Source organism: Allobosea sp. P4_H5, assembly GCF_056400825.1.
Genome location: NZ_JBFUKM010000006.1, coordinates 170,758 through 191,252 on the forward strand (window position 1 = coordinate 170,758; position 20,495 = coordinate 191,252).

The window sequence follows — 20,495 nt, forward strand, 5'->3', positions numbered from 1 at the left end:
ACCTCTTGGCGGGCGCTATCAGCATGTTTCGGGGATCACATCGGAAGAAGGCGGCGCCGGCCTTAGCTGGCACAGCCTGGGGAACAGGCTATTCGGCGGCCTGCCGGGCCGGCTTGGCGCCCGTGCCCATCGCCTCGGCGCCGGCAGCGATCGCCTTGACGATGTTGTGGTAGCCGGTGCAGCGGCAGATATTGCCTTCGAGGTCCTCGCGGATCGTCTTCTCGTCGAGGTGGTTGCCGCGCCGGTTCACGATATCGACCGCCGACATGATCATGCCCGGCGTACAGAAGCCGCATTGCAGGCCGTGATGCTCGCGGAAGGCCTCCTGCATCGGATGCAGTGCCCCGCCATTGGCCAGCCCCTCGATCGTCGTCACCGAGGCGCCCTCGCAGGACAGCGCCAGCGTGGTGCAGGCCTTCACCGCCTTGCCGTCGAGATGCACGACGCAGGCGCCGCATTGGCTGGTATCGCAGCCGACATGCGTTCCGGTCAGCCGGAGATTTTCTCTGAGGAACTGCACCAGGAGGGTGCGCGGATCGACATTCGCGGTGACGGACTTGCCGTTCACCGTCATGGACAGATTGGCCATGGGGCACTCCTCCGAAAGCCTGTTTTCTGTACGGCCGACGACATCTCGAAGGCCGAACGATCCATGCGCCGGCCCGTCACGAGCCAGCGGAGAATTTCCTTGGAACAACTTCAAAAAACAATGTGGACCCGGGATTTTCCGCGGTCAAGCGGGCAGCCATTCCGCAAGCAGCCCCGTTTGGCGATGTTTTTGCATGGTTTTGGCAGTTGACGCTCGCGGACCATCATCGGGATGTCACAACTGGCGGGCGAGCGCTTCGCAGAATCTTAACGACATCGGAGCACCATCTCCCGCTGGAATGACGATCTCCGATCGTCGCGCTCACGGATGGCGCGGTTGGCCACGATCCTCGAACACGTCCAACGTCGCCTGATGGCGATCGGCTTCGACGAACGCCAGCGCCGGCGCCTGCGCCGTTACCGCGCCACGGTCGAGCGCGTCATCGTCGAGGTCGTCGAGCAGGATTTCGCGCGCGCCTTCTCGATCCATCCAATGCTGAAACTGGCGGTAGAGCCGGTTGCGACCGAGCTTTTCGCGGCCGAAGCCAATCATTTCCGCCTGCTCTTCGACGGCGATTTCGACCAAAATTACTGCGACTCGCTCGAGCAGCTCACGCTTCTGGAGCGGCACGGCCAGGTCGGCGCCCGCGCCCGCGCCTCGATCGCCTTCACCTTGTTCCGGATATTTCTGGAAGAGAGCCGCACCCGGCTGATCTTCTCGCGGCACGACATCCCGCATGATCTCTTCATCATCGAGCGGGTGCTGACCTATGACGTCAACACCGCCATGTCGCTCGACCGCGAATTCGAGGCAGCGGAGGCCCGCCGCCGCGGCGTCGCGCTCGACGAGGTCGCCGCGACGCTGACCTCGCGCATCGGCCAGCTCGACGGCGCGATCAGCAAGGCGGTCGATCTCTTCGTCGAAACCGCCGGCGAGACCTCGGCGGCCAGCAGCTTCATCAAGGATCAGGTCGGTTCGGTCACCCAGAGCTCGCTGCTCGTCCGCGAGAAGGCGATGCAGACCGCGGCCGCGACCGAGGAGATGTCGGCGAACATCGCCGAGATCGGCCAGCGCGCCCGCCAGAGCCTCGAGATCGCCAACCGCGCCGTCGCCGATGCCGAGGCGATGGACGAGGCGATCGCCCGGCTGCGCCACGTCACCAGCAGCATCGGCACCGTGGTCGGCATGATCGCCGACATCGCCGCGCAGACCAATCTCCTCGCCCTCAACGCCACCATCGAGGCAGCCCGCGCCGGCGAATCCGGCCGGGGCTTCGCCGTGGTGGCAGCCGAGGTGAAGTCGCTGGCGACGCAGACCGCCTCGGCGACGCAGGAGATCGCCGCCCAGATCGCCGAATTGTCGGCTAGCGCCGAAGCCTGCGGCGTCCGTGCCGCCTCGATCGGCGCGACGATCGGCGAGATCAAGTCGGATTCGGAGGCGATCTCGGACGCGGTCGCCCAGCAGAGCAGCGTCACCGGCGGCATCGCCCGGCACGCCGCCGAGGTCGCGCACGGTTCGGACGAGGCGATCGGCAGCGCGACCCGCGTCACTGACAGCCTCGGCAAGACCGAGAAGGCGCTGGAACGCGCCAACAGCGCCGCCGCCGACATCGCCCTCCAGGTCGGCGCGGCCGAAGCGACGGTCAGCGAGGCACTGGCGGCCCTGCGCCGCGCCTCGTGAGCGTCAGCCCTCGCTGACCGCCTTGGCGAAATTGGCGAAGAACTCGTCGGCCAGCTTCTTCGAGACCGAATCGATCAGGCGCGAGCCGAGCTGCATCAGCTTGCCGCCGACCTGAGCATCGACCTCGTAGCGCAGCAGGGTCTGTCCGCCCTCGGCATCTTCGAGCATGACCTTGGCGCCGCCTTTGGCGAAGCCGGCGATGCCGCCCTCGCCCTCGCCGACGATGCGATAGCCGTTCGGCGGGTCGAGGTCCTGCAATTCGACCTTGCCCTTGAAGGTCGCCTTCACCGGGCCGAGCTTGATCTTCACCACCGCCGAGAAATGCGTCTCGTCATCCTTGGTGAGCTGCTCGCAGCCGGGGATGCAGGCCTTCAGCACCTCGGCGTCGTTGAGCTTTTCCCAGACCACCTGCTTGGCCGCGGGCAGCGTCGCCTCGCCGTTCATCGTCATCGCCATGGGCTGAGTTCCTCACCGTTTTCCGAAGCCACTGACATGTTGCAGCCCGGCCCGCCTCGGGTCTATCCAAGTTCCCTTAATCCATGGCCGGAAACGACCGGTGCGCACAAGAGGACGAAGCTGGGATGTGGGTTGCAATGACCGCTCCGCACCAAGGCGCGCCCCGACATGGCTGAGGGTGGCCTCTATGGCGAGCTCTTCGCCGACCGCGAGATGGCAGCCGTCCTCGACGATCGCGCCGCGCTGCAGGGCATGCTCGATTTCGAGGCTGCCCTCGCCCGGGCCGAAGCGGAATCCGGCGTCATCCCTACTGCGGCGGCCGAGGCGATCGCTCCGCAGTGCAAGGCCGAGCTCTACGACATCGCCGCGATCGGCAAGGCCGCGACGCTCGCCGGCAATCCGGCGATCCCGCTGGTCAAGGCTCTGACGGCCCGCGTCGCCGCCGCCGATGCCGACGCAGCGAAATGGGTGCATTACGGCGCGACCAGCCAGGACGTGATCGATTCCGGCCAGGCCCAGCAGTACCGGGCCGCGCAGGAGCTGATCCTCGCCCGCTCCGCCCGCCTCGCCCATGCCCTTGCCGCTCTCGCCCGCGATCATCGCCGCACCCCGATGATCGGCCGCACCTTCCTCCAGCATGCGGTCCCGATCTCCTTCGGGCTCAAGGCGGCCAACTGGCTGGACCCGATCGTCTCCTTCCATGACGACTTCATGATCTGGGGAGAGTCGGCGCATCAGCTCGGCGGCGCCGCCGGCAGCCTCGCCTCGCTCGGCGACAAGGCCGATGCGGTCTCGGAAGCCTTCGCCCGCATCATGCCCTCGATCGGCGCCGTGCGCGTGCCCTGGCACACGCAGCGCCGGCGCCCGGCCCGGATCGCCACCGAGCTCGGCCTGCTGCTGGGCCATCTCGGCAAGATGGCCGGTGACATCGCCCTGATGGCGCAGACCGAGATCGGCGAGCTGGCCGAGCCCGAGGCGCCGGGCAAGGGCGGCTCCTCCGCCATGCCGCACAAGCGTAACCCGGTGCTGTGCACGCTGATCCTGACCGCGGCCAAGCGCGCGCCGGGATTGGTCGCGACCATGCTCGCGGCGATGCCACAGGAGCATGAGCGCGCCATGGGCGGCTGGCACGCCGAATGGCCGACTTTGCGCGAGCTCTTCCTGATCGCCGGCAGTGCGCTCGACCATGCAGTCGCCCTGGTCGAGGGGCTGCAGGTCTTCCCCGAGCAGATGCAGTACAATCTCGACCTCACCAACGGCCTCGTCATGGCCGAACGCGTCTCGCTCGCGCTGGCGCAGACGATCGGCCGCGGTGAGGCCCATCATTTGCTCGAGGATGCCAGCCGCGACTGCATCGCCACCGGCCGCCATCTCAAGGATGTCCTGGCCGAGCATCCGACACTGGCAGGCAGGCTCACCGGCGAGGAACTCGACGACCTCTTCGACCCGACCACCTATCGCGGCGCGACCGACGCGATCATCGACCGCATCCTCGTGCTCTACGAGGAGGAGCGGGAATACATGAGCGGCAATGCCTGAGGGCCCGGCCGGGCAAAGGTCGCGGCGAAAGGCCTGCCGAAGTCTGGAAAAGCCTGCTTCAGAAGCCTCCGAAGCGGCGATGGCGATAGACCAGCCCCGGACCGGAACCGCCCCCGCCGAGCGCGACCACCTGGCCGATCAGGATGCGATGGGTGGTGACGCGGTGAACAGCCGCCACGCGGCAATCGAAGCTGGCGAGCGCGCTCGCCAGCGCGGGCGCCCCGGTCGAAAGCTCGCCCCATTCGCCGATGGCGAAGCGCTCCTCGCCCATCAGGCCGCGCCGGCCCGAGAACACCGTGGCGAGCTCGTGATCGGCCGCCGCCAGCGTATTCACGCAGAAGATGCCGCTCTCCTCGATCGCCGCCAGCGTCCGGCTGGCGGCCTCGATGCAGACGAGTACGGTCGGAGGCGAAACCGAGACCGAGCTGACGGCGGTCGCCGTCAGCCCCGAACGGCCCGCCGGACCCAGGGTCGTCACGATATGGGTGGCGCTCGCCACCTGCGCCATCGCCTCGCGAAAGGCCTGCGCATCGGGAAGCGCGGCGCGTAAGGCGGCATCGACCATGCTGTTCATCGCCCAACTCTGCGCGAGGTTACTGCCTTTTATCTAAGCGCGCAGGGGTAAAAGGCCAGTTGCATCAATTGTCGACATTCCGGACGATTCTGCAGCAAGGTTAAGATATATCACGACGGCGCGCCTCGCTCACTCGCGCCTGAGGGCCGCGAGCAGCCCGGCACGCAGATGCCCCATCAACGCATCGCTCGCCTCGCTGGCCGCCTCCGGCTCACCCGCGACCAGCGCCTGGGCGAGGATCACATGATGCTGCGCGGCCGGCACCAGATCGATCTGCCGGTCGAAGAAGTACCAGGCCCGGCGGATCAGCGCCTGCAGCGGCTCGACCGCCCGGCTGGCATAGGGGCTGCGCGCCGCCGCCGCGACCAGCGTATCGAGCTCCTTGTCGAGGCGCATATAGGCGTTGACGTCGTCCGCCTGCGCCGCCTCGCGCATCGCCCGGGCTTTGGCCAGGATAGCGCTGCGCTCAGCCGGACCGGCACGCTTGGCCGCCTCGGCCGCGATCAGCCGCTCCAGTACCTCGCGGGCGTCGAGTGCCGCCATCACGTCGATCGCATCGATGGCAGTGACGGCGACACCCTTGCGCGGCAGGATCTCGACCAGCCCTTGCTGCGCCAGCCGGATCAGTGCCTCGCGCACCGGCGTGCGGCCGACGCCGACGAGGTCGATCATCTGCGCCTCGGTCAGCACTGCGCCCGGCCGCAGCGACAGGGTCACGATCGCCTCCTCGAGGCGGCGATAGGCCAAATCCGACAGGCTGGCGGAGGCGCGAGCGCCGACGGAATCCTCGCCGGAAACGCGGGCATCCTCGGTCATGAGCGGCACCCGCAATGCTTGACGCTTCGGATAGCATTGATATATCAGAACTTTCAACAGAACCGCAAGGCGGGCAAGCCGGCCGATCCGCGGTTAAGAATCCGCGCATGGAGGCGACATGGCGTTCACCTGCACGATCCCCGCCGTCGCCACGCTCCAGCAGGACGACGACACGGTCCGGATCACGCGCTGGGACTTCGAACCCGGCGCAGTCACCGGCTGGCACAGCCATGGCTGGCCCTATTTCGTGATCATGCTGGTCGCCGGGACCTTGCGCATCCATGACGGCGCCAAGGAGACCGACGTGCCGCTGGCAGAAGGCCAAGCCTATATGCGCCAGGCCGGCATCCAGCACGATGTGATGAACGGCTCGCCCCACCCGATCGCCTTCGTCGAGATCGAGGTGAAGCAGCCGGCGGCGCTCAAGCTCCTGCCCACCACATGAAGATCGCGATCATCGGCGCCGGCATCGTCGGCTCGGCAACCGCCCACGCTCTGCTCGACGAGGGTCACGAAGTCCTGATCCTCGACAAGGAAGGTCCGGCTTTCGGTCCCTCGCGCGGCAATGCCGGCATCATCGCGCATACCGACGTCCTGCCGATCGCCAGCCCGAACATGCTGCGCAAGGTGCCCGGCTTCCTGCTCGATCCGCTCGGGCCGCTGGCGATCCGCCTTGGCTATCTGCCGCAATTGCTGCCCTGGCTGGCGCGCTTCCTGCTCGCAGCCCGCCCTGCCGCCTATGAGCGTTCGATCGCCGGCATGATCGCCATCCAGCAACTGGCGCTGCCGGCCTGGCTGGCGCGCGCCGAGAAGGCCGGGATCAGCGACCATATCCATCGCCGCGGCGCGCTCTACACCTACAGCAATCCGCGCGACACCGCCGGGCTCGAAGCACTCGCCCGGCGCCAGCACGCCGCCGGCATCGCCGTCGACATGCTGCAGCCGCAGGAATTGCGCCAGCTCGAGCCGGCGCTCAGGGACCGCTTCGCCGGCGCCGCCTTCCATCCCGATTGTGCCCATATCAGCGACCCGCTCGCCCTCACCATGGCGCTGTTCGAGACGGCGCTGGCGCGCGGCGCCACCTATGAGAAGGCCGAGGTCACGAACATCTCGCTGGGCGAGCGCCCTGCCTTGGTCAGCCCCGATGGCTGGCAGCGCGTCGTCGATCGCGTCGTCGTCGCGGCCGGCGCCTGGTCGAAGCCCTTGGCGGCGGCGATGGGCGACACCATCCCGCTCGACACCGAGCGCGGCTACAATGTCAGCTTCCCGGGCGTGACCGGCCTGACCAGCCGCCCGATCGGCTTCAAGGATGACGGCTTCGTCATGACCCCGCTGGAAAGCGGCCTGCGCATCGGCGGAGCGGTCGAGTTCGGTGGCCTGCAGGCACCGCCGAACCACGCCCGGACCAGGGCCCTTTACGACAAGGCGACGAAGCTGGTGGACGGTCTGCCGGCCTTCGAGAGCGGCAAGCTCTGGATGGGCTTCCGCCCCTCGCTGCCGGACTCCCTGCCTGTCATCGGCAAGGCGAGCCGCAATCCCAATGTCGTCTACGCCTTCGGCCACGGTCATTACGGCATGACTCAGTCGACCGCGACCGCCGATCTCGTCGCCGCGTTGATCGCCGGCCGGCCGCCCGCGATCGACATGAGCTATTTCAGCCCGCAGCGCTTCTGATGAGACCTCGCCGGCGTTAGACTTTGAATCGGCTGCTGAAGCCGTTGAATCAAAGCCTCAGCCGACAAGGGCAACGTCATGATCCGATTCGGCTTTGCCTTTCTTCTCGCCGGCTTGATCTCCGGTTGCGCCGGCCTCGCGCCGCAGGCCTGCGCGCCCGGCCAGCAGGCGATGCTGAGCGCCGAATTGCTCTTCGGCCGCAAGATCGGCGACCGCATCGGCGTCAGCGACGCCGCCTTCCGCCGTTTCGTCGACGAGGAGGTGACGCCGCGCTTTCCCGATGGGCTGACCATCCTCGACGCGACTGGGCAGTATCGCGACAGCGAGCGTGGCCGGCTGATCCGCGAGCCGAGCAAGCTCGTGCTGATCGCCATGCGCAACGAGACCGATAATCGCGACAAGCTCACCGCCATCGCCGAGGCCTACAAGCAACGCTTCGATCAACAATCTGTCGGACTGATCCTGAACCCGGCCTGCGCCTCGTTCTAACGCCAGATCGCCCGGGCGAGGAAAGTGGAAACCTTGTCGCGAAAAGACTCCGCGAGGTCAGTGGCCTGGCCACCGTTCCTCAACTAGCCTGCCGCAACGGCATAGAAAATGCCGACAAGGGAAACGCGCATGCAGGCCTCGATCCTGACCGATCTGCTGTTGCCGCTCGCCATCGGCATCGTCATGCTCGGTCTGGGCCTGAGCCTGACGATCGAGGATTTCCGCCGCGTCGCGCGCTATCCGCTCGCCGTCGGCTTCGGCCTCTTTCTCCAGGTCCTGCTGCTGCCGCTCGCCGCCTTTGCGATCGCGATCGGCCTTGAGCTCTCGGCCGATCACGCCGTCGGGCTGATGCTGCTCGCGGCTGCGCCGGGCGGGGCGACAGCCAACATCTACAGCCACCTCGCCCGCGGCGACGTCGCGCTCAACATCACGCTGACGGCAGTCAACAGCCTGCTCTGCCTGTTCACCTTGCCGATCGTGCTCGACCTCTCGCTGAGCCATTTCCTCGGGGACGGCCAATATGTGCCACCGCCGCACCGCAAGGTCATCGAGGTCGGCGCGATCATCCTGATCCCGGTCGCGCTCGGCATGCTGCTGCGGGCGCAGGCTGCGCGCTTCGCCATCCGCGCCGAGAGGCCGATCAAGGTCTTCTCGATCCTGGTCCTCGCCGTGCTGATCGCCGGCGCGATCTATATCGAGCGCAAGGCGCTGCTGCCGAGCCTGATCGCGGTCGGCGGCGCCTGCCTCGCCTTCAACCTCGTGAGCATGCTCACCGGCTATCTCGCCCCGCTGGCGCTGCGCCTGCCAAAGGGCCAGGCGGTGGCGATCGCCATGGAGATCGGCATCCACAATGCCGCGCTGGCGATCTTCATCGCCCTCAACGTGCTGCGGAACCCGGCTGCGGCGGTGGTGCCCGGCATCTACAGCCTGGTCATGTACGTGACGGCGTCGGCCTTCGCCGTCTGGTTGCTGCGGCGGAACGCAACGCCACAGGCCGCCTGAGCCTTAGCCGAAGCGCGCCGGCGCGAATGGCGTCGGATCGACGAAGACCTTCTGGCCGCTGACCATCTCGGCGACCATGCGTCCGGTCACCGCAGCCAGCGTCAGCCCATGATGGGCGTGGCCGAAGGAGAACCACAGGTTCCGATGCTTCGGCGCCGGGCCGATGATCGGCATCATGTCCGGCGTGCACGGCCGGTTGCCGAGCCAGGGCTCGGCGTCGAGCCGCTCGCCCAGCGGGAACAGGGTCTTGGCGATCGGCTCGGCGCGGGCGAGCTGCACCGGCGTCTTCGGCGCGCCGCGATTGGCGAATTCGGCTCCCGTGGTGAGGCGCACGCCCTGGCGCATCGGCGCCAGGAAATAGCCGCGCTCGGTGTCGAGCACCGGATGATTCAGCACGGCGTTGCCGAGCGGCTTGTAATGCATGTGATAGCCGCGCTTGACCGCCAGCGGCAGGCGGTAGCCGAGCCGGTTCGTCAGCACGTCGGCCCAGGGGCCGAGCGCGACGATCGCGTCCATGCCGAGCGCCTTGGTACCATCAGCCAGCGTCACGCTCCAGCGATCGCCGTCCTGCGTGAGCGTGCCGGCATCGCCCTGGGCGAAACGTCCACCGAGCTTTTCGAACAGCGCCAGATAGGCCTTGGACAGGCCGAGCGGATCGATCACCGTCACCGGATCAGTCCAATGCAGGCCGCCGATCAGGCTCTGGTCGAGATGCGGCTCCTCGGCGCGCAGCTCGGCCGCGTCGAGCGCACGATGGTTCAGGCCGTAATCGCGCTTCCAGCGCGCCGCCTCGGCCAGGCGGGTCTCCTGTTCGAAGGGCGTCCGGAACACCTTCATCCAGCCCTTGCGGCGGAGCAGGTCGGTCGCGCCCGCTTCCTGCGCCAGCGCGTCGTGCTCGGTGACGCAATGCTCGATCAAGGTCGCATACTTGTGGGCGATCGCCTCGTGCTGCGAGGCGCGCGAATGCATCCAGTACGACCAGAGGAAGGGCGCGAGCTTGGGGATCGCGTTCCAATGGTAGTGCGCATCGATGGTGTTGTTCATCGCATAGCGGATGAGCGCGCCGAAATCGTGCGGGAAGCCATAGGGATAGACGCCCTCGCGCTGGATCAGCCCGGCATTGCCATAGCTGGTCTCAGCCCCAGGCTGGCCGCGATCGACCAGCAGCACCGAGCGACCTGCCTTCTGCAGATGCAGCGCCACAGAAATCCCGACGATGCCCGCCCCAACAACGATCGCATCCGTGCGCATCAGCCCTGTCTCCGCCAGCCTTCCCCGCCAGCAAGAATAACGCCAGCTGCAGCGCTGTCAGCCATTTCGTTGAATGTTGCGGATAAACCGGCAAAGTTTCGCAGCTTCTGCTGCACTTGTTGCAGTACAGCGACCCTGCTTGGCATCCAAGCTGATCCTGCGCAATTTTCTGCGTAGGCTCGCACCCGTCATTCAGATGAAGGGAAAGAACGCGGGCTCAGATGCACTCCGGCGATGGTGCAGCGGGTCGAGCCACCTGCCCGCTCGATCGTCGGGATCGCGAGCGGCAGCGGCCGCGCACTCTCGCCGATGATGGCAAGCTGTTCGGGCGTCAGGGCGGAGAAGGCCGTCGTCGACAAGGCCAGGACGCGCCCGTTCCGGCCCTGGAGCTCGATCGCATTGCCGGCGAATGCCTCGATCTGCGCATTGCTGAGCGCGATCACCTGGCGGCCGGCGCGCTCGAAACGATCGACGATCTCGCTGCGCCGCACCGCGTCGGTGATCATGTCGAGGCCGATCATGGCAAAATCGGTCGCGACGCACATCAGCACATTGGTGTGGTAGATGTCGGCGCCGTTGCCATCCTTCGCCGAGAACACCATCGGCTCGAAATTGAACTGGGTGCAGAAGCGCTCCAGGATGATCGGATCCGTACGTTCGGATTTGGCCGCATAGGCGATCCGGTCGATATGATCGAGCACCATGGCGCCGGTGCCTTCGAGGAAGAGACCGTCCGGTTCGAGGCCGGAATAGTCGATCACCTCCTGCACCCGGTAGCGGCGCTTCAGCATCTCGATGACGTCGCTGCGGCGCTCGCGACGCCGGCTCACCGCCTTCATCGGATAGATGGCGACATGGCCGCCGGCATGGGTGGAGAACCAGTTGTTCGGGAAGACGGAATCCGGCGTCAGCGTGCCCTCGTCCTCGAACAGATGCACGGTGACGCCATGCTCCTCCAGCAGCGCGGCCGCCTCCGTGATCTCCTGGAAAGCGAGCTCAGCGAGATCGTCCCCCTCCTCCTGCAGACGCTGGAAATGATTGTCGGCCGCGGTCTCGGTGTTGACCGTGAAATGATGCGGCCGGACCATGACAACGGCGGAAGGCGCCTGTACGGAGAAGGCTGGCTGGCGTGCCATCGAACTATCCTTGAAGGGTCAATCAGCAGCGCGCTGCAGCATGCCGAAGAGGTCGCGCGGCTCATCGGGATCGGCGATCATGTCGAGGTTCTGGTAGAGGTCCGTGCCTGCGATGCGCTCGCGCAGATAGCGCAGCGCCGAGAAATCCTCGATCGCGAAGCCGACGCTGTCGAACAGCGTGATCTGCCTGGAATCACGCCGGCCCGGAACCTGCCCCGTGATGACGCGCCAGAGCTCGGTGATCGGGTAGTCCGTGTCCATCTGCTGGATCTCGCCCTCGATCCAGGTCTGCGGCGGGTATTCGACGAAGGTGTCGGCGCGCAGCAGGATGTCGCGGTGCAACTCGGTCTTGCCGGGGCAATCACCACCGATGGCGTTGAGGTGAACGCCGCGCCCGACCATGTTGTCGGTCAGGATCGTCGCGAACTGCTTGTCGGCAGTGCAGGTGGTGATGATCTCGGCTCCCTCGACTGCGGCCTGCGCCGTGCTGCAGGCGGTGACCGAGAGCCCACTCCCCTGCAGATTGCGCCGCGTCTTTTCGGTGGCGGCAGGATCGATGTCGTAGAGCCTGACCGACTCGATGCCGATGACCGCCTTCATCGCCAGCGCCTGGAACTCGGCCTGCGCGCCATTGCCGACCATCGCCATGGTGCGGGCGCCCTTCGGCGCCAGATGTCGCGCTGCCATGGCCGAGGTCGCGGCAGTACGCAGCGCGGTCAGCAGCGTCATCTCGGTGAGCAGGACGGGATAGCCGCTGGCGACCTCGGCGAGCAGCCCGAAGGCGGTGACGGTCTGCAGGCCGGAGGCGACGTTCTTCGGATGGCCGTTGACGTATTTGCAGCCGTAGATCGTACCATCCGAGGTCGGCATCAATTCGATCACGCCGTCGCGGGAATGGCTGGCAATGCGCGGCGTCTTGTCGAAGCTCTCCCAGCGCCGGAAATCCTCCTCGATGCGATCAGTGAGCTCGCGCAGCATCGTCTCGATGCCGACCCGATGGACGAGGCGCATCATGTTGTCGACGCTGACGAAAGGCACCATCGCCTTCGCGGAGGGAGGTAATGCGGTCATGGGTGGCGCCAGGTCCCGTGCTGTTGAGAGGTGACTCTACAGCCGGCGGCATGCTGTCCGAAATACCAGAACTGTGGTATTTCGGGCAGTTGATTGAACAGGTTGCTTATACAGATTGCCCATTCGGTCAGGAGCTTCGATGGTCGCCGAAATCGCCAAATATGTCCCCGACACACTCGACCGTGCGCTGATCACGCAGCTGCGGGCCGATGGCCGGGCCTCGCTCTCCAAGCTTGCGATCGTACTGGGGGTCGCCCGCGGCACCGTCCAGAACAGACTGGACCGGCTGATCGAGACCGGAACGCTGCTCGGCTTCACCGCCCGCGTCCGCGACGACTACGACACGAATGCGGTGCATGCGGTGATGATGATCGAGGTCGTCGGCAAGTCGACCACTCAAGTCATCCGCAAGCTGCGCGGGCTGCCGGAGGTCCACACGCTGCACACCACCAACGGCAATTGGGACCTGGTCGCCAACATCCGCACCGGCAGCCTCGCCGAATTCGACCGCATCCTGCGCGAGGTGCGGATGATCGACGGTGTCGCGAACAGCGAAACCAGCCTGCTACTGAGCAGCGCCTAGAGCATTTTCGAGCGAAGTGGGCGCCGGTTCGCGGACCAGCCACGCAATGACGGCGGGCCGCCCTGCGCCGGCACCAGATGACGCCGCCCTCCGGATCGGCCAGTGTGACGCCCCGCTTCGCTATTCCGGTCTCGATGTTCGCCGCCCTCGCCTCCGCTCTCGCTCTGCTCGGCCGCTACGGCACGCAGGGCTTCGCGCTCTCGATATTCCTCGGCCTGGCCCTACCGCAGTTCTCGGCGGCGGCGCGCCCGCTCCTGCCGATCACGATCTTCTGCTTCACCACCGTCGTGTTCATGCGCGCCGACCTGCGCGTCATCGCCGGGCTGGTGCGCCGGCCGGCGAAGCTGATCGTGACCTGCCTCTGGCTGCTCTTCACGCCGGCGCTGCTCATCGCCGCGGCCCTCGCTCTGCTCGGGCGCGAGGCGCTCGATCCTGGCCTGCTGCTCGGCATCGCGATCATGGGCGCAGCGCCGCCGATCATGTCCTCACCCGCCGTCGCCATCCTCTACGGCTTCGAGCCCTCGCTGATCATCGCCGGGGTGATCGTCACCACGATCGTGAGCCCGATCATTGCGCCATTCCTGGTGGACTGGCTGGCGGGGGCCGCCGTCCCGCTCGACCGGCTGGCGCTGGCCTTGCGGCTCGTCATGTTCATCGGCGGCGGCATGGTCGTCGCTTTTGCCATAAGGCGTTGGCTCGGGGCCGAGCGCATCCGGGAGCTCAAGCCCAATCTCGATGGCTTCGGCGTGCTGATGTATTTCGTCTTCGCCATCGCGGCGATGGACGGCGTCACCAGGGCGGCGCTGGAGCGGCCGGGTCAGGTCGGCCTCTTCCTGGCCGTCGCCTTCCTGGTTTCGGCGGTCGGCCTCGCCAGCGCCTGGCTGGCCCTGCGCCGCTTCCCCGTCTCCGAGCGCTTCATGATCGGCTACGGCACCGGCCAGCGGAACATGGGCCTGCTGGTTGCAGCGCTCGGCGCGGGCGTACCGCCGACCACCTATCTCTATTTCGCGCTGGCCCAGTTCCCGATCTATCTGCTGCCCTGGCTGCTGCGCGGTGTCGCAGCGCGGATCAGGCGCAAGGAAGCCTCTGCTGACGCGAACTGACCAGACCGGCTCCCAGGCTGCTCTTAACCAGCCGCTTTGACGGCTTGGAGCGGGGGGAACCATGCCGATGAAACTCTATTCCGGACCACTCAGCCTGTTCGGCCGCAAGGTCGAGATCGCACTTGCCGAAAAGGGGCTAGCCTTCGAGCGTGTCGTGGTGCCGTTCAACCAGATGGTCGGCTATAATCCGAAGCACCCCGACGTGCTCGCCGCCAACCCGAAGGCGCAGGTGCCCGTCCTGATCGATGGCGAGCTGAGCCTCTACGATTCCACTCTGATCCTCGAATATCTCGACGAGGCCTATCCGCAGCCGCCGCTCTACCCCGCGACGCCGATCGAGCGGGCGCGCTGCCGCCAGCACGAGCTTTTCGCGGACGAGGTGCTGTTCGGCGCGCTGCGCCAGCTCTTCCACCGCAACGGCGAACGCCTGCCGCAGGCGGAGCTGGAGCGGGCGGAGGGCGAGGCCAGGGCAGCCGAAGCCCTGCTGGCGCGCTACTTCGTCGAGATCGAAGCGGCGCTCGGCCAGAACCCCTATCTCTGCGGCGCCTTCTCTGTCGCCGACATCGGGATGTTCCTGATGGTTCACTATGTCCGCCGGCTGGAAGGTCCGTCATTCGCTGCTCTTCCGGCACTCGCCGCCTGGTACGAGCGAGTCGGCGCGCGTCCCGTCTTCGCGACACAACTGGCCGAGATCGCCGATTGGGACCGCAAGCTCTCGCTGCCGCTCCAGCGCCTCTGACTCCGAGGGGCGATGGCCAAGGCGCATAGGCCGGCGTCGCCGTCTCGAAGAAATCCCTGCTGACGCGAGCTGACTGCAAGCTTTGTCAGAGTTCCGGCAAGCAAAACCGGAGTTCCTGTTATGATCACGCTCTATTCGGGGCCGCTCAGCCTGTTCTCGCGCAAGGTCGAGATCGCACTGCGCGAGAAAGGTCTCGCCTTCGAGCGCATCATGGTGCCGTTCAACCAGACGACCGGCTACGACCCCAAGCATCCCGAAGTCGTTGCCCTCAACCCCAAGCGGCAGGTCCCAGTGCTGAACGATGACGGGATCGTGCTCTACGATTCCACGATAATCCTCGAATATCTCGAAGACGCCTATCGTGAGCCGCCGCTCTTGCCGCTCTGCCCCGGCGCCCGCGCCCGCTGCCGGCTCGACGAGCTGTATGCCGACGAGATCATGCTGCAGGCGCTGAAGCCGCTGATGCACCGCACCAGCCCGCCGAGCAGCGACCAGACCAGGCGCCTCGCTCAGGAAGCCGACGCGCTGATCGCCGAGAATGCGCTGGAGAAGCACTATGCCGAGCTTGAAGATCGGCTCGCCGGCCGTGAGTTCTTCGGCGACGCCGTCTCGGTCGCCGATATCGCCCTGTTCATGAGCGTACTGTTCTCGCTTCGCCTCGGCGGTCCATCGCTCGCCCCATTCGACGGCCTGTCGCGCTGGTTCGAGCGGCTGAAGCTGCGGCCGGCCTTCACCCAGGCCGCCGTCGAGATCGCCGAGGCCGACCGGCGCCTGTCATTCCCGTTGAAGCGGGCGTGAAAGCAGGCCTTCGCGATTGCGAGAGGAGCAGAGCGGCGCTAGACCACGCCGCATGAGCACGATCCGCATCGCCCCATCCATCCTCTCCGCCGATTTCGCCAAGCTCGGCGAAGAGGTCCGCGCCATCGATGAGGCCGGCGCCGACTGGATCCATTGCGACGTGATGGACGGGCATTTCGTGCCCAACATCACCTTCGGCCCCGATGTGCTGAAGGCGATCCGGCCGCATACGACGAAGTTCTTCGATGTCCACCTGATGATCGCGCCGGTCGATCCCTACATCGAGGCCTTCGCCAAGGCCGGCGCCGACCTGATCTCCTTCCATGTCGAGGCCGGCGCCCATCCGCACCGGACGCTGCAGGCGATCAAGACGCAGGGCAAGAAGGCCGGAATCGTGCTCAACCCCGGCACGCCGGCAAGCGCGGCCGAGCCGCTGATCGGCGATGTCGACCTGATCCTGCTGATGACGGTCAACCCTGGCTTCGGCGGCCAGAGCTTCATCCATTCGGTGGTCGAGAAGATCGCGCAGGTGCGCGCCTTGATCGGCGAGCGCCCGATCGCGCTCGAGATCGACGGCGGCGTCACGCCGCAGACGGCGCCGCTCTGCGTCAAGGCCGGCGCCGACACGCTCGTCGCCGGCTCGGCCGTGTTCAAGGGCGGGCCGTCAGCCTATGCCGACAACATCGCCGCCATCCGCAAGGCGGCGGAGGCGGCGCGCGGCGACTGGGTCTGAGAGCTCTAAAGATCGATCCCGGCAAAGCCGCCATAGATCATGCGGGCGCCGTCGAACGGCATCGGGTTGGCATCCGGCGCCATGCGCGGATCCTCCATCATCTTCTGCCAGCCGGCATCACGCGCCTCCTTGTTCGGCCATTCGACCCAGGAAAAGACGACGACCTCGTCGTCCTTGGCCGCGACGGCCCGGTAGAAATCAGTCTGCTTGCCATGCGGGACGTCGTCGCCCCAGTGCTCGGCGATCCGCGTCGCACCATATTCCTTGAATAGCGGCGCCATCTTGCGGGCGTGCTCGATATAAGCCTCGCGATTGGCGGCCGGCACGGCCGCGACGAAACCATCGACATAGGACATCGGTCTTTTCCTCCTTGGGTCTGTCGGCGCTCCAAAGCTACGGAGCATCCCGCCCAGCCGGCGCGGACGCTAGGCAGGATATGGGTCCGAAGCTGTCAGCAGTTGCTCGGTTCGGTGAGTGTTCAAATGCATGCTGCGCCGCCCACGGCGGGTTCAAGCCCTCCCCCCGCTTGCGGTGGGGAGGGTTGGGTGGGGGGCAGTGCCGCTTAGCGTCGGACTGGAAGAAGTCCCTAGCCCCGCTTTCCGGCCCCCCATCCCTAGCCCTTCCCACCGCAAGCGGGGGGAAGGGCACTACCCGGCATTCCGTCAGCGGCCTGTCCGTGCTAGCGAGCCGGCGAGTCTTTCATCGTCACGTCGCGAGCCCGCTATGATCCCTCGTTATTCCCGCCCCGAGATGGTCGCGATATGGGAGCCGCAGACGCGCTTCCGCATCTGGTTCGAGATCGAGGCGCACGCCACCGACAAGCTCGCCGAGCTCGGAGTCGTGCCGAAGGAAGCGGCGGCGACGATCTGGGCTAAGGCCCAGGACGCCACCTTCGATGTCGCCCGCATCGACGAGATCGAGCGTGTCACCAAGCATGACGTCATCGCCTTCCTGACCCATCTCGCCGAGATCGTCGGCCCCGAGGCGCGCTTCGTCCACCAGGGCATGACCTCCTCGGATGTGCTCGACACTACGCTCTCGGTCCAGTTGGCGCGCGCCACCGACATCCTGATCGCCGATGTCGACGCCCTGCTCGCCGCCATTAAGCGCCGGGCCTTCGAGCACAAGCTGACCCCGACCATCGGCCGCTCGCACGGCATCCATGCCGAACCGGTGACCTTCGGCCTGAAGCTCGCCCAGGCCTATGCCGAGTTCGACCGCTGCCGCGCCCGGCTCATTGCCGCTCGCGCCGAGATCGCGACCTGCGCCATCTCCGGCGCCGTCGGCACCTTCGCCAATATCGACCCGCAGGTGGAGGAATACGTCGCGGAGAAGATGGGGCTGACTCCCGAGCCGGTCTCGACCCAGGTCATTCCGCGCGACCGTCACGCCATGTTCTTCGCCACGCTCGGCGTCGTCGCCTCGTCGGTCGAGCGCCTCGCCACCGAGATCCGCCATCTCCAGCGCACCGAGGTCTATGAGGCCGAGGAGTATTTCTCGCCGGGCCAGAAGGGCTCCTCGGCGATGCCGCACAAGCGCAATCCGGTGCTGACCGAGAACCTGACCGGCCTCGCCCGGCTGGTGCGCGGCATGGTCACCCCTGCGCTCGAGAACGTCGCGCTCTGGCATGAGCGCGACATTTCGCACTCGTCGGTCGAGCGCATGATCGGCCCCGACGCGACGGTGACGCTCGATTTCGCGCTCGCCCGCCTCACCGGCGTCGTCGACAAGCTGCTGATCTATCCGCAGAACATGCGCAAGAACCTCGACAAGCTCGGCGGCCTGCACAATTCGCAGCGCGTCCTGCTCGCTTTGACTCAGGCCGGCGCCAGCCGTGAGGACAGCTACTCCATGGTCCAGCGCAATGCGATGCGCACCTGGGAGCACGGCGAGGACTTCCTCACCAACCTCAAGGCCGACAAGGACGTCACGGCGAAGCTCTCGGTGGCGCAGCTGGAGGCGATGTTCGACGAGGGCTATCACTTCAAGCATGTCGACACGATCTTCCGCCGGGTGTTCGGGGAAGCGTGAGGCGCCTGCTGGATTTCACGGAACCGAACGCTATCTAGCGGCTATGAAAACCTCCGACACCGACATCCTGATCGTTCCCGGCTGGTCGGGCTCCGGGCCCGACCATTGGCAGAGCCGCTGGGAAGCCAAGCTGCCCACCGCTCGCCGCGTCGAGCAGGAGGACTGGTACAAGCCGACCCGCGACGGCTGGGCCGATCGCATCGTCGCTGCCGTCCGCGCCGCGACGAAGCCGGTCGTCATCGTCGCCCATTCGGCCGGCTGCAGCGCGGTCGCGCATGCTGCCGGGCATCTGAAGCCGCATGAGATCACCGGCGCCTTTCTGGTCGCCCCGGCCTCCGAGCGGGCCAAGCGCGCCATCCCCGGCATGGCCGACGATTTCACCGCGATCCCGCTGAAGCTCCTGCCCTTCCGCTCGGTGCTGATCGCCAGCGCGACCGATCCCTATTGCACGCAGGACGAGGCCAGGGCGTTGGCCGAAGCCTGGGGCTCGGAGTTCGTCGATGCCGGCGACAGCGGCCATATCAACACCGAATCCGGCCATGGCCCCTGGCCTGACGGCCTGCTGCGCTTCGCCGGCTTCATGAAGAGCCTGACGGCGGTGTGAGCAATGCGGGCGCCGCCCCGCACTTTGCGAGCTGAAGCAAGAACCCGCAGCGTTCCGAAGTTGCATCAAAATGGCGGGGTTCGATCCGTTCCAGACGCCGACTGACAATCGTCGCCGCTAGATTGGTCATCCGCCGACACAGACCGGCAAAGTGAAGCTAGCGAGGAATAGCCATGCATGAACTTGCCGTTCTGGTCTCGATCCTCGGTGTTTTCCTGCTTGGCGCGATCAGCCCCGGCCCGAGCTTCGTCGTGGTCTCGCGCATCGCCATCTCCGGATCCCGCGCCGATGGCGTGATGGCGGCGATCGGCATGGGTATTGGCGGCTTCATCTTCGCGACGATTGCAGTCGCCGGCCTCAGCGCGATCCTGTTGCAGGTCGAGTGGCTCAACCTGGCGCTCAGGCTGGCCGGCGGCGCCTATCTGGTCTGGCTCGGCATCAATATCTGGCGCGCCGCGCCCGAACCGCTCGAGGTCGCCGACACAGCGGGCGAGAGATCGGGCACGCTCTGGAAGTCGCTGCTGAAGGCGCTCTTCGTCCAGCTCTCCAATCCGAAGACGGCGATCTTCTACGCCTCCATGTTCGCCGCGCTGCTGCCCTCGCCCACGCCGTCATGGATGTATTTCACCTTGCCGCCGATGCTCTTCCTCATCGAATTCACCTGGTACACGGTCGTCGCCGTCGGGTTTTCGGCCCGGGCCCCGAAAGCGGCCTATCTGCGCTCGAAGGTCTGGATCGACCGCGCGGCCGGAGCAGTGGTCGGAGCCCTTGGCCTCAAGCTGATGACGGATAGCGTGCGCTCATCCGTTTGACTTTGGGAAGCGCGGCAGTCGCGAGCCTCTGCCGCGCCTCCCCGCTCCTTGTCAGCCGGATGATGAGGCCGTGAAGACCGCTCGCTGAGCCTCGAACGCGCGCTGGTAGGCTGGGCGCGCCTCGGCGCGGGTGACATAGGCGGCGAGGTTCGGCCGCTCCTCCAGCAAGTCCGAACCCTGCAGCCGCCGCAGCACCGTCACCATCAGGAGGTCGCCGGCGCTGAATGCGCCGTCGAGCCAGTCGGCATCGCCGAGGTGGCTGGAGAGGCCTTCGAGCCGCTTGCGTATGATGTCGTCGAGGGCGCTCAGGCGCTCCTCGTACCATGGCTTGTCGCGCTCGAGGATCCTGACCAGGCTTCGGTCGAAAATCTGTGGCTCCAGCGTGTTGAGCGCCGCGAACATCCACATGATCGCCCGCGCCCGGGCCTTCGCCTCGTCCGGCAGCAGGCCGGGATGGCGCTCCGCGATATGGAAGACGATCGCCCCCGACTCGAACAGGGTGAGATCGCCATCCTCATAGGTCGGGATCTGCCCGAAGGGCTGAATCGCGAGATGCGCGGGCTCCTTCATCGCCTTGAACGACAGCAGGCGAACCGCGTAGGGCTGGCCGGCCTCTTCAAGCGCCCAACGCACGCGCATATCGCGCGCCAGGCCATTGCCCCGATCGGGCGAGCGCTCAAAGGCGGTGATGGTGACGGTCATCGGCAGGCTCCCGGGGACTGCTTGGCGGGCTTCGCATCCAGAGGACGAAAAGCCATCGCCGCTCCCGACAATCCCAGCGTTCTTTTTCCGCCTCGTGGCCCCGTGATCCTATG

General features: G+C 66.5%; 23 protein-coding genes. 14 read left to right on the forward strand and 9 right to left on the reverse strand.

Features of this window, described 5'->3' with window-relative positions; all coding sequences use genetic code 11:
- Window positions 1-88 precede the first annotated feature (88 nt).
- Window positions 89-589 carry a (2Fe-2S)-binding protein gene (locus tag AC1DS0_RS14395; RefSeq protein WP_476814985.1) on the reverse strand — a complete coding sequence of 167 codons (501 nt, stop codon included), beginning with the start codon at window positions 587-589 and terminating at the stop codon, window positions 89-91.
- A gap of 336 nt (window positions 590-925) precedes the next feature.
- On the opposite strand from AC1DS0_RS14395, the gene AC1DS0_RS14400 reads away from it, so the two are divergent.
- Window positions 926-2,269, forward strand: a complete 1,344-nt coding sequence (locus AC1DS0_RS14400) for a methyl-accepting chemotaxis protein (protein WP_476814986.1) — start codon at window positions 926-928, stop codon at window positions 2,267-2,269.
- Window positions 2,270-2,272: 3 nt separating this feature from the next.
- On the opposite strand, the gene AC1DS0_RS14405 is transcribed toward AC1DS0_RS14400, so the two are convergent.
- Entirely contained in the window at window positions 2,273-2,725 is a 453-nt protein-coding gene (locus AC1DS0_RS14405) for an SRPBCC family protein (RefSeq protein WP_476814987.1), read from the reverse strand.
- A gap of 168 nt (window positions 2,726-2,893) precedes the next feature.
- Here AC1DS0_RS14405 and pcaB point away from each other — a divergent pair, with 168 nt between their 5' ends.
- Entirely contained in the window at window positions 2,894-4,264 is a 1,371-nt protein-coding gene (gene pcaB / locus AC1DS0_RS14410; protein WP_476814988.1) for a 3-carboxy-cis,cis-muconate cycloisomerase, read from the forward strand.
- Window positions 4,265-4,322: 58 nt separating this feature from the next.
- On the opposite strand, the gene AC1DS0_RS14415 is transcribed toward pcaB, so the two are convergent.
- Together AC1DS0_RS14415 and AC1DS0_RS14420 are read right to left on the reverse strand one after the other, a co-directional pair.
- Window positions 4,323-4,838, reverse strand: a complete 516-nt coding sequence (locus AC1DS0_RS14415) for a flavin reductase (protein WP_476814989.1) — start codon at window positions 4,836-4,838, stop codon at window positions 4,323-4,325.
- Between the two features lie 129 nt (window positions 4,839-4,967).
- A complete protein-coding gene (locus tag AC1DS0_RS14420) occupies window positions 4,968-5,654 on the reverse strand; it encodes a GntR family transcriptional regulator (RefSeq protein WP_476814990.1) in 687 nt (228 codons plus the stop codon).
- 118 nt (window positions 5,655-5,772) lie between these two features.
- On the opposite strand from AC1DS0_RS14420, the gene AC1DS0_RS14425 reads away from it, so the two are divergent.
- The 4 genes from AC1DS0_RS14425 (at window position 5,773) to AC1DS0_RS14440 (ending at window position 8,819) form a co-directional block, all read left to right on the forward strand.
- Window positions 5,773-6,099: a cupin domain-containing protein gene (locus tag AC1DS0_RS14425; RefSeq protein ID WP_326877114.1), complete on the forward strand. Its 327-nt coding sequence runs from the start codon at window positions 5,773-5,775 to the stop codon at window positions 6,097-6,099.
- Complete coding sequence (locus AC1DS0_RS14430; protein ID WP_476814991.1) at window positions 6,096-7,328, forward strand: FAD-binding oxidoreductase; 1,233 nt, start codon at window positions 6,096-6,098, stop codon at window positions 7,326-7,328. The genes AC1DS0_RS14425 and AC1DS0_RS14430 overlap by 4 nt, the downstream gene beginning before the upstream one ends.
- Window positions 7,329-7,406: 78 nt before the next feature.
- The gene (locus AC1DS0_RS14435) at window positions 7,407-7,817 is read left to right on the forward strand and encodes a DUF3574 domain-containing protein (protein ID WP_476814992.1); all 411 of its coding nucleotides are present in this window, start codon (window positions 7,407-7,409) and stop codon (window positions 7,815-7,817) included.
- 129 nt (window positions 7,818-7,946) lie between these two features.
- Complete coding sequence (locus AC1DS0_RS14440; protein ID WP_476814993.1) at window positions 7,947-8,819, forward strand: bile acid:sodium symporter family protein; 873 nt, start codon at window positions 7,947-7,949, stop codon at window positions 8,817-8,819.
- Window positions 8,820-8,822: 3 nt separating this feature from the next.
- Here the strand turns inward: AC1DS0_RS14440 and AC1DS0_RS14445 are convergent, their stop codons facing one another.
- From AC1DS0_RS14445 to AC1DS0_RS14455, 3 genes are all read right to left on the reverse strand, one after another.
- Window positions 8,823-10,070 (reverse strand): NAD(P)/FAD-dependent oxidoreductase, encoded by a 1,248-nt coding sequence (locus tag AC1DS0_RS14445; protein WP_476814994.1) that lies wholly within the window; start codon window positions 10,068-10,070, stop codon window positions 8,823-8,825.
- A 188-nt stretch (window positions 10,071-10,258) separates the two neighbouring features.
- Window positions 10,259-11,206: a citrulline utilization hydrolase CtlX gene (gene ctlX / locus AC1DS0_RS14450; RefSeq protein ID WP_476814995.1), complete on the reverse strand. Its 948-nt coding sequence runs from the start codon at window positions 11,204-11,206 to the stop codon at window positions 10,259-10,261.
- 18 nt (window positions 11,207-11,224) lie between these two features.
- The gene (locus AC1DS0_RS14455) at window positions 11,225-12,277 is read right to left on the reverse strand and encodes an ornithine cyclodeaminase (RefSeq protein ID WP_476814996.1); all 1,053 of its coding nucleotides are present in this window, start codon (window positions 12,275-12,277) and stop codon (window positions 11,225-11,227) included.
- Between the two features lie 139 nt (window positions 12,278-12,416).
- Here AC1DS0_RS14455 and AC1DS0_RS14460 point away from each other — a divergent pair, with 139 nt between their 5' ends.
- The 5 genes from AC1DS0_RS14460 (at window position 12,417) to rpe (ending at window position 16,233) form a co-directional block, all read left to right on the forward strand.
- Entirely contained in the window at window positions 12,417-12,860 is a 444-nt protein-coding gene (locus AC1DS0_RS14460; protein WP_476814997.1) for an Lrp/AsnC family transcriptional regulator, read from the forward strand.
- Between the two features lie 104 nt (window positions 12,861-12,964).
- Window positions 12,965-13,963 carry a hypothetical protein gene (locus tag AC1DS0_RS14465; protein ID WP_476814998.1) on the forward strand — a complete coding sequence of 333 codons (999 nt, stop codon included), beginning with the start codon at window positions 12,965-12,967 and terminating at the stop codon, window positions 13,961-13,963.
- A gap of 67 nt (window positions 13,964-14,030) precedes the next feature.
- Window positions 14,031-14,702, forward strand: coding sequence for a glutathione S-transferase family protein (locus AC1DS0_RS14470; protein WP_476814999.1), 672 nt, complete (start codon window positions 14,031-14,033; stop codon window positions 14,700-14,702).
- Between the two features lie 120 nt (window positions 14,703-14,822).
- On the forward strand, window positions 14,823-15,500 hold the full coding sequence (locus AC1DS0_RS14475; RefSeq protein WP_476815000.1) for a glutathione S-transferase family protein: 678 nt from the start codon (window positions 14,823-14,825) through the stop codon (window positions 15,498-15,500).
- A gap of 52 nt (window positions 15,501-15,552) precedes the next feature.
- The gene (gene rpe / locus AC1DS0_RS14480) at window positions 15,553-16,233 is read left to right on the forward strand and encodes a ribulose-phosphate 3-epimerase (RefSeq protein WP_476815001.1); all 681 of its coding nucleotides are present in this window, start codon (window positions 15,553-15,555) and stop codon (window positions 16,231-16,233) included.
- A 5-nt stretch (window positions 16,234-16,238) separates the two neighbouring features.
- Here rpe and AC1DS0_RS14485 read toward each other — a convergent pair whose 3' ends face one another.
- Complete coding sequence (locus AC1DS0_RS14485; protein WP_476815002.1) at window positions 16,239-16,589, reverse strand: DUF1428 domain-containing protein; 351 nt, start codon at window positions 16,587-16,589, stop codon at window positions 16,239-16,241.
- A 367-nt stretch (window positions 16,590-16,956) separates the two neighbouring features.
- Here AC1DS0_RS14485 and purB point away from each other — a divergent pair, with 367 nt between their 5' ends.
- The 3 genes from purB to AC1DS0_RS14500 all read left to right on the forward strand — a co-directional run bounded on the left by purB (window position 16,957) and on the right by AC1DS0_RS14500 (window position 19,680).
- Window positions 16,957-18,264 carry an adenylosuccinate lyase gene (gene purB, locus AC1DS0_RS14490; protein ID WP_476815003.1) on the forward strand — a complete coding sequence of 436 codons (1,308 nt, stop codon included), beginning with the start codon at window positions 16,957-16,959 and terminating at the stop codon, window positions 18,262-18,264.
- A gap of 43 nt (window positions 18,265-18,307) precedes the next feature.
- Complete coding sequence (locus AC1DS0_RS14495) at window positions 18,308-18,868, forward strand: RBBP9/YdeN family alpha/beta hydrolase (protein ID WP_476815004.1); 561 nt, start codon at window positions 18,308-18,310, stop codon at window positions 18,866-18,868.
- 173 nt (window positions 18,869-19,041) lie between these two features.
- Window positions 19,042-19,680: a LysE family translocator gene (locus AC1DS0_RS14500; protein ID WP_476815005.1), complete on the forward strand. Its 639-nt coding sequence runs from the start codon at window positions 19,042-19,044 to the stop codon at window positions 19,678-19,680.
- A 51-nt stretch (window positions 19,681-19,731) separates the two neighbouring features.
- On the opposite strand, the gene AC1DS0_RS14505 is transcribed toward AC1DS0_RS14500, so the two are convergent.
- The gene (locus tag AC1DS0_RS14505; RefSeq protein WP_476815006.1) at window positions 19,732-20,382 is read right to left on the reverse strand and encodes a glutathione S-transferase family protein; all 651 of its coding nucleotides are present in this window, start codon (window positions 20,380-20,382) and stop codon (window positions 19,732-19,734) included.
- Window positions 20,383-20,495 lie beyond the last annotated feature (113 nt).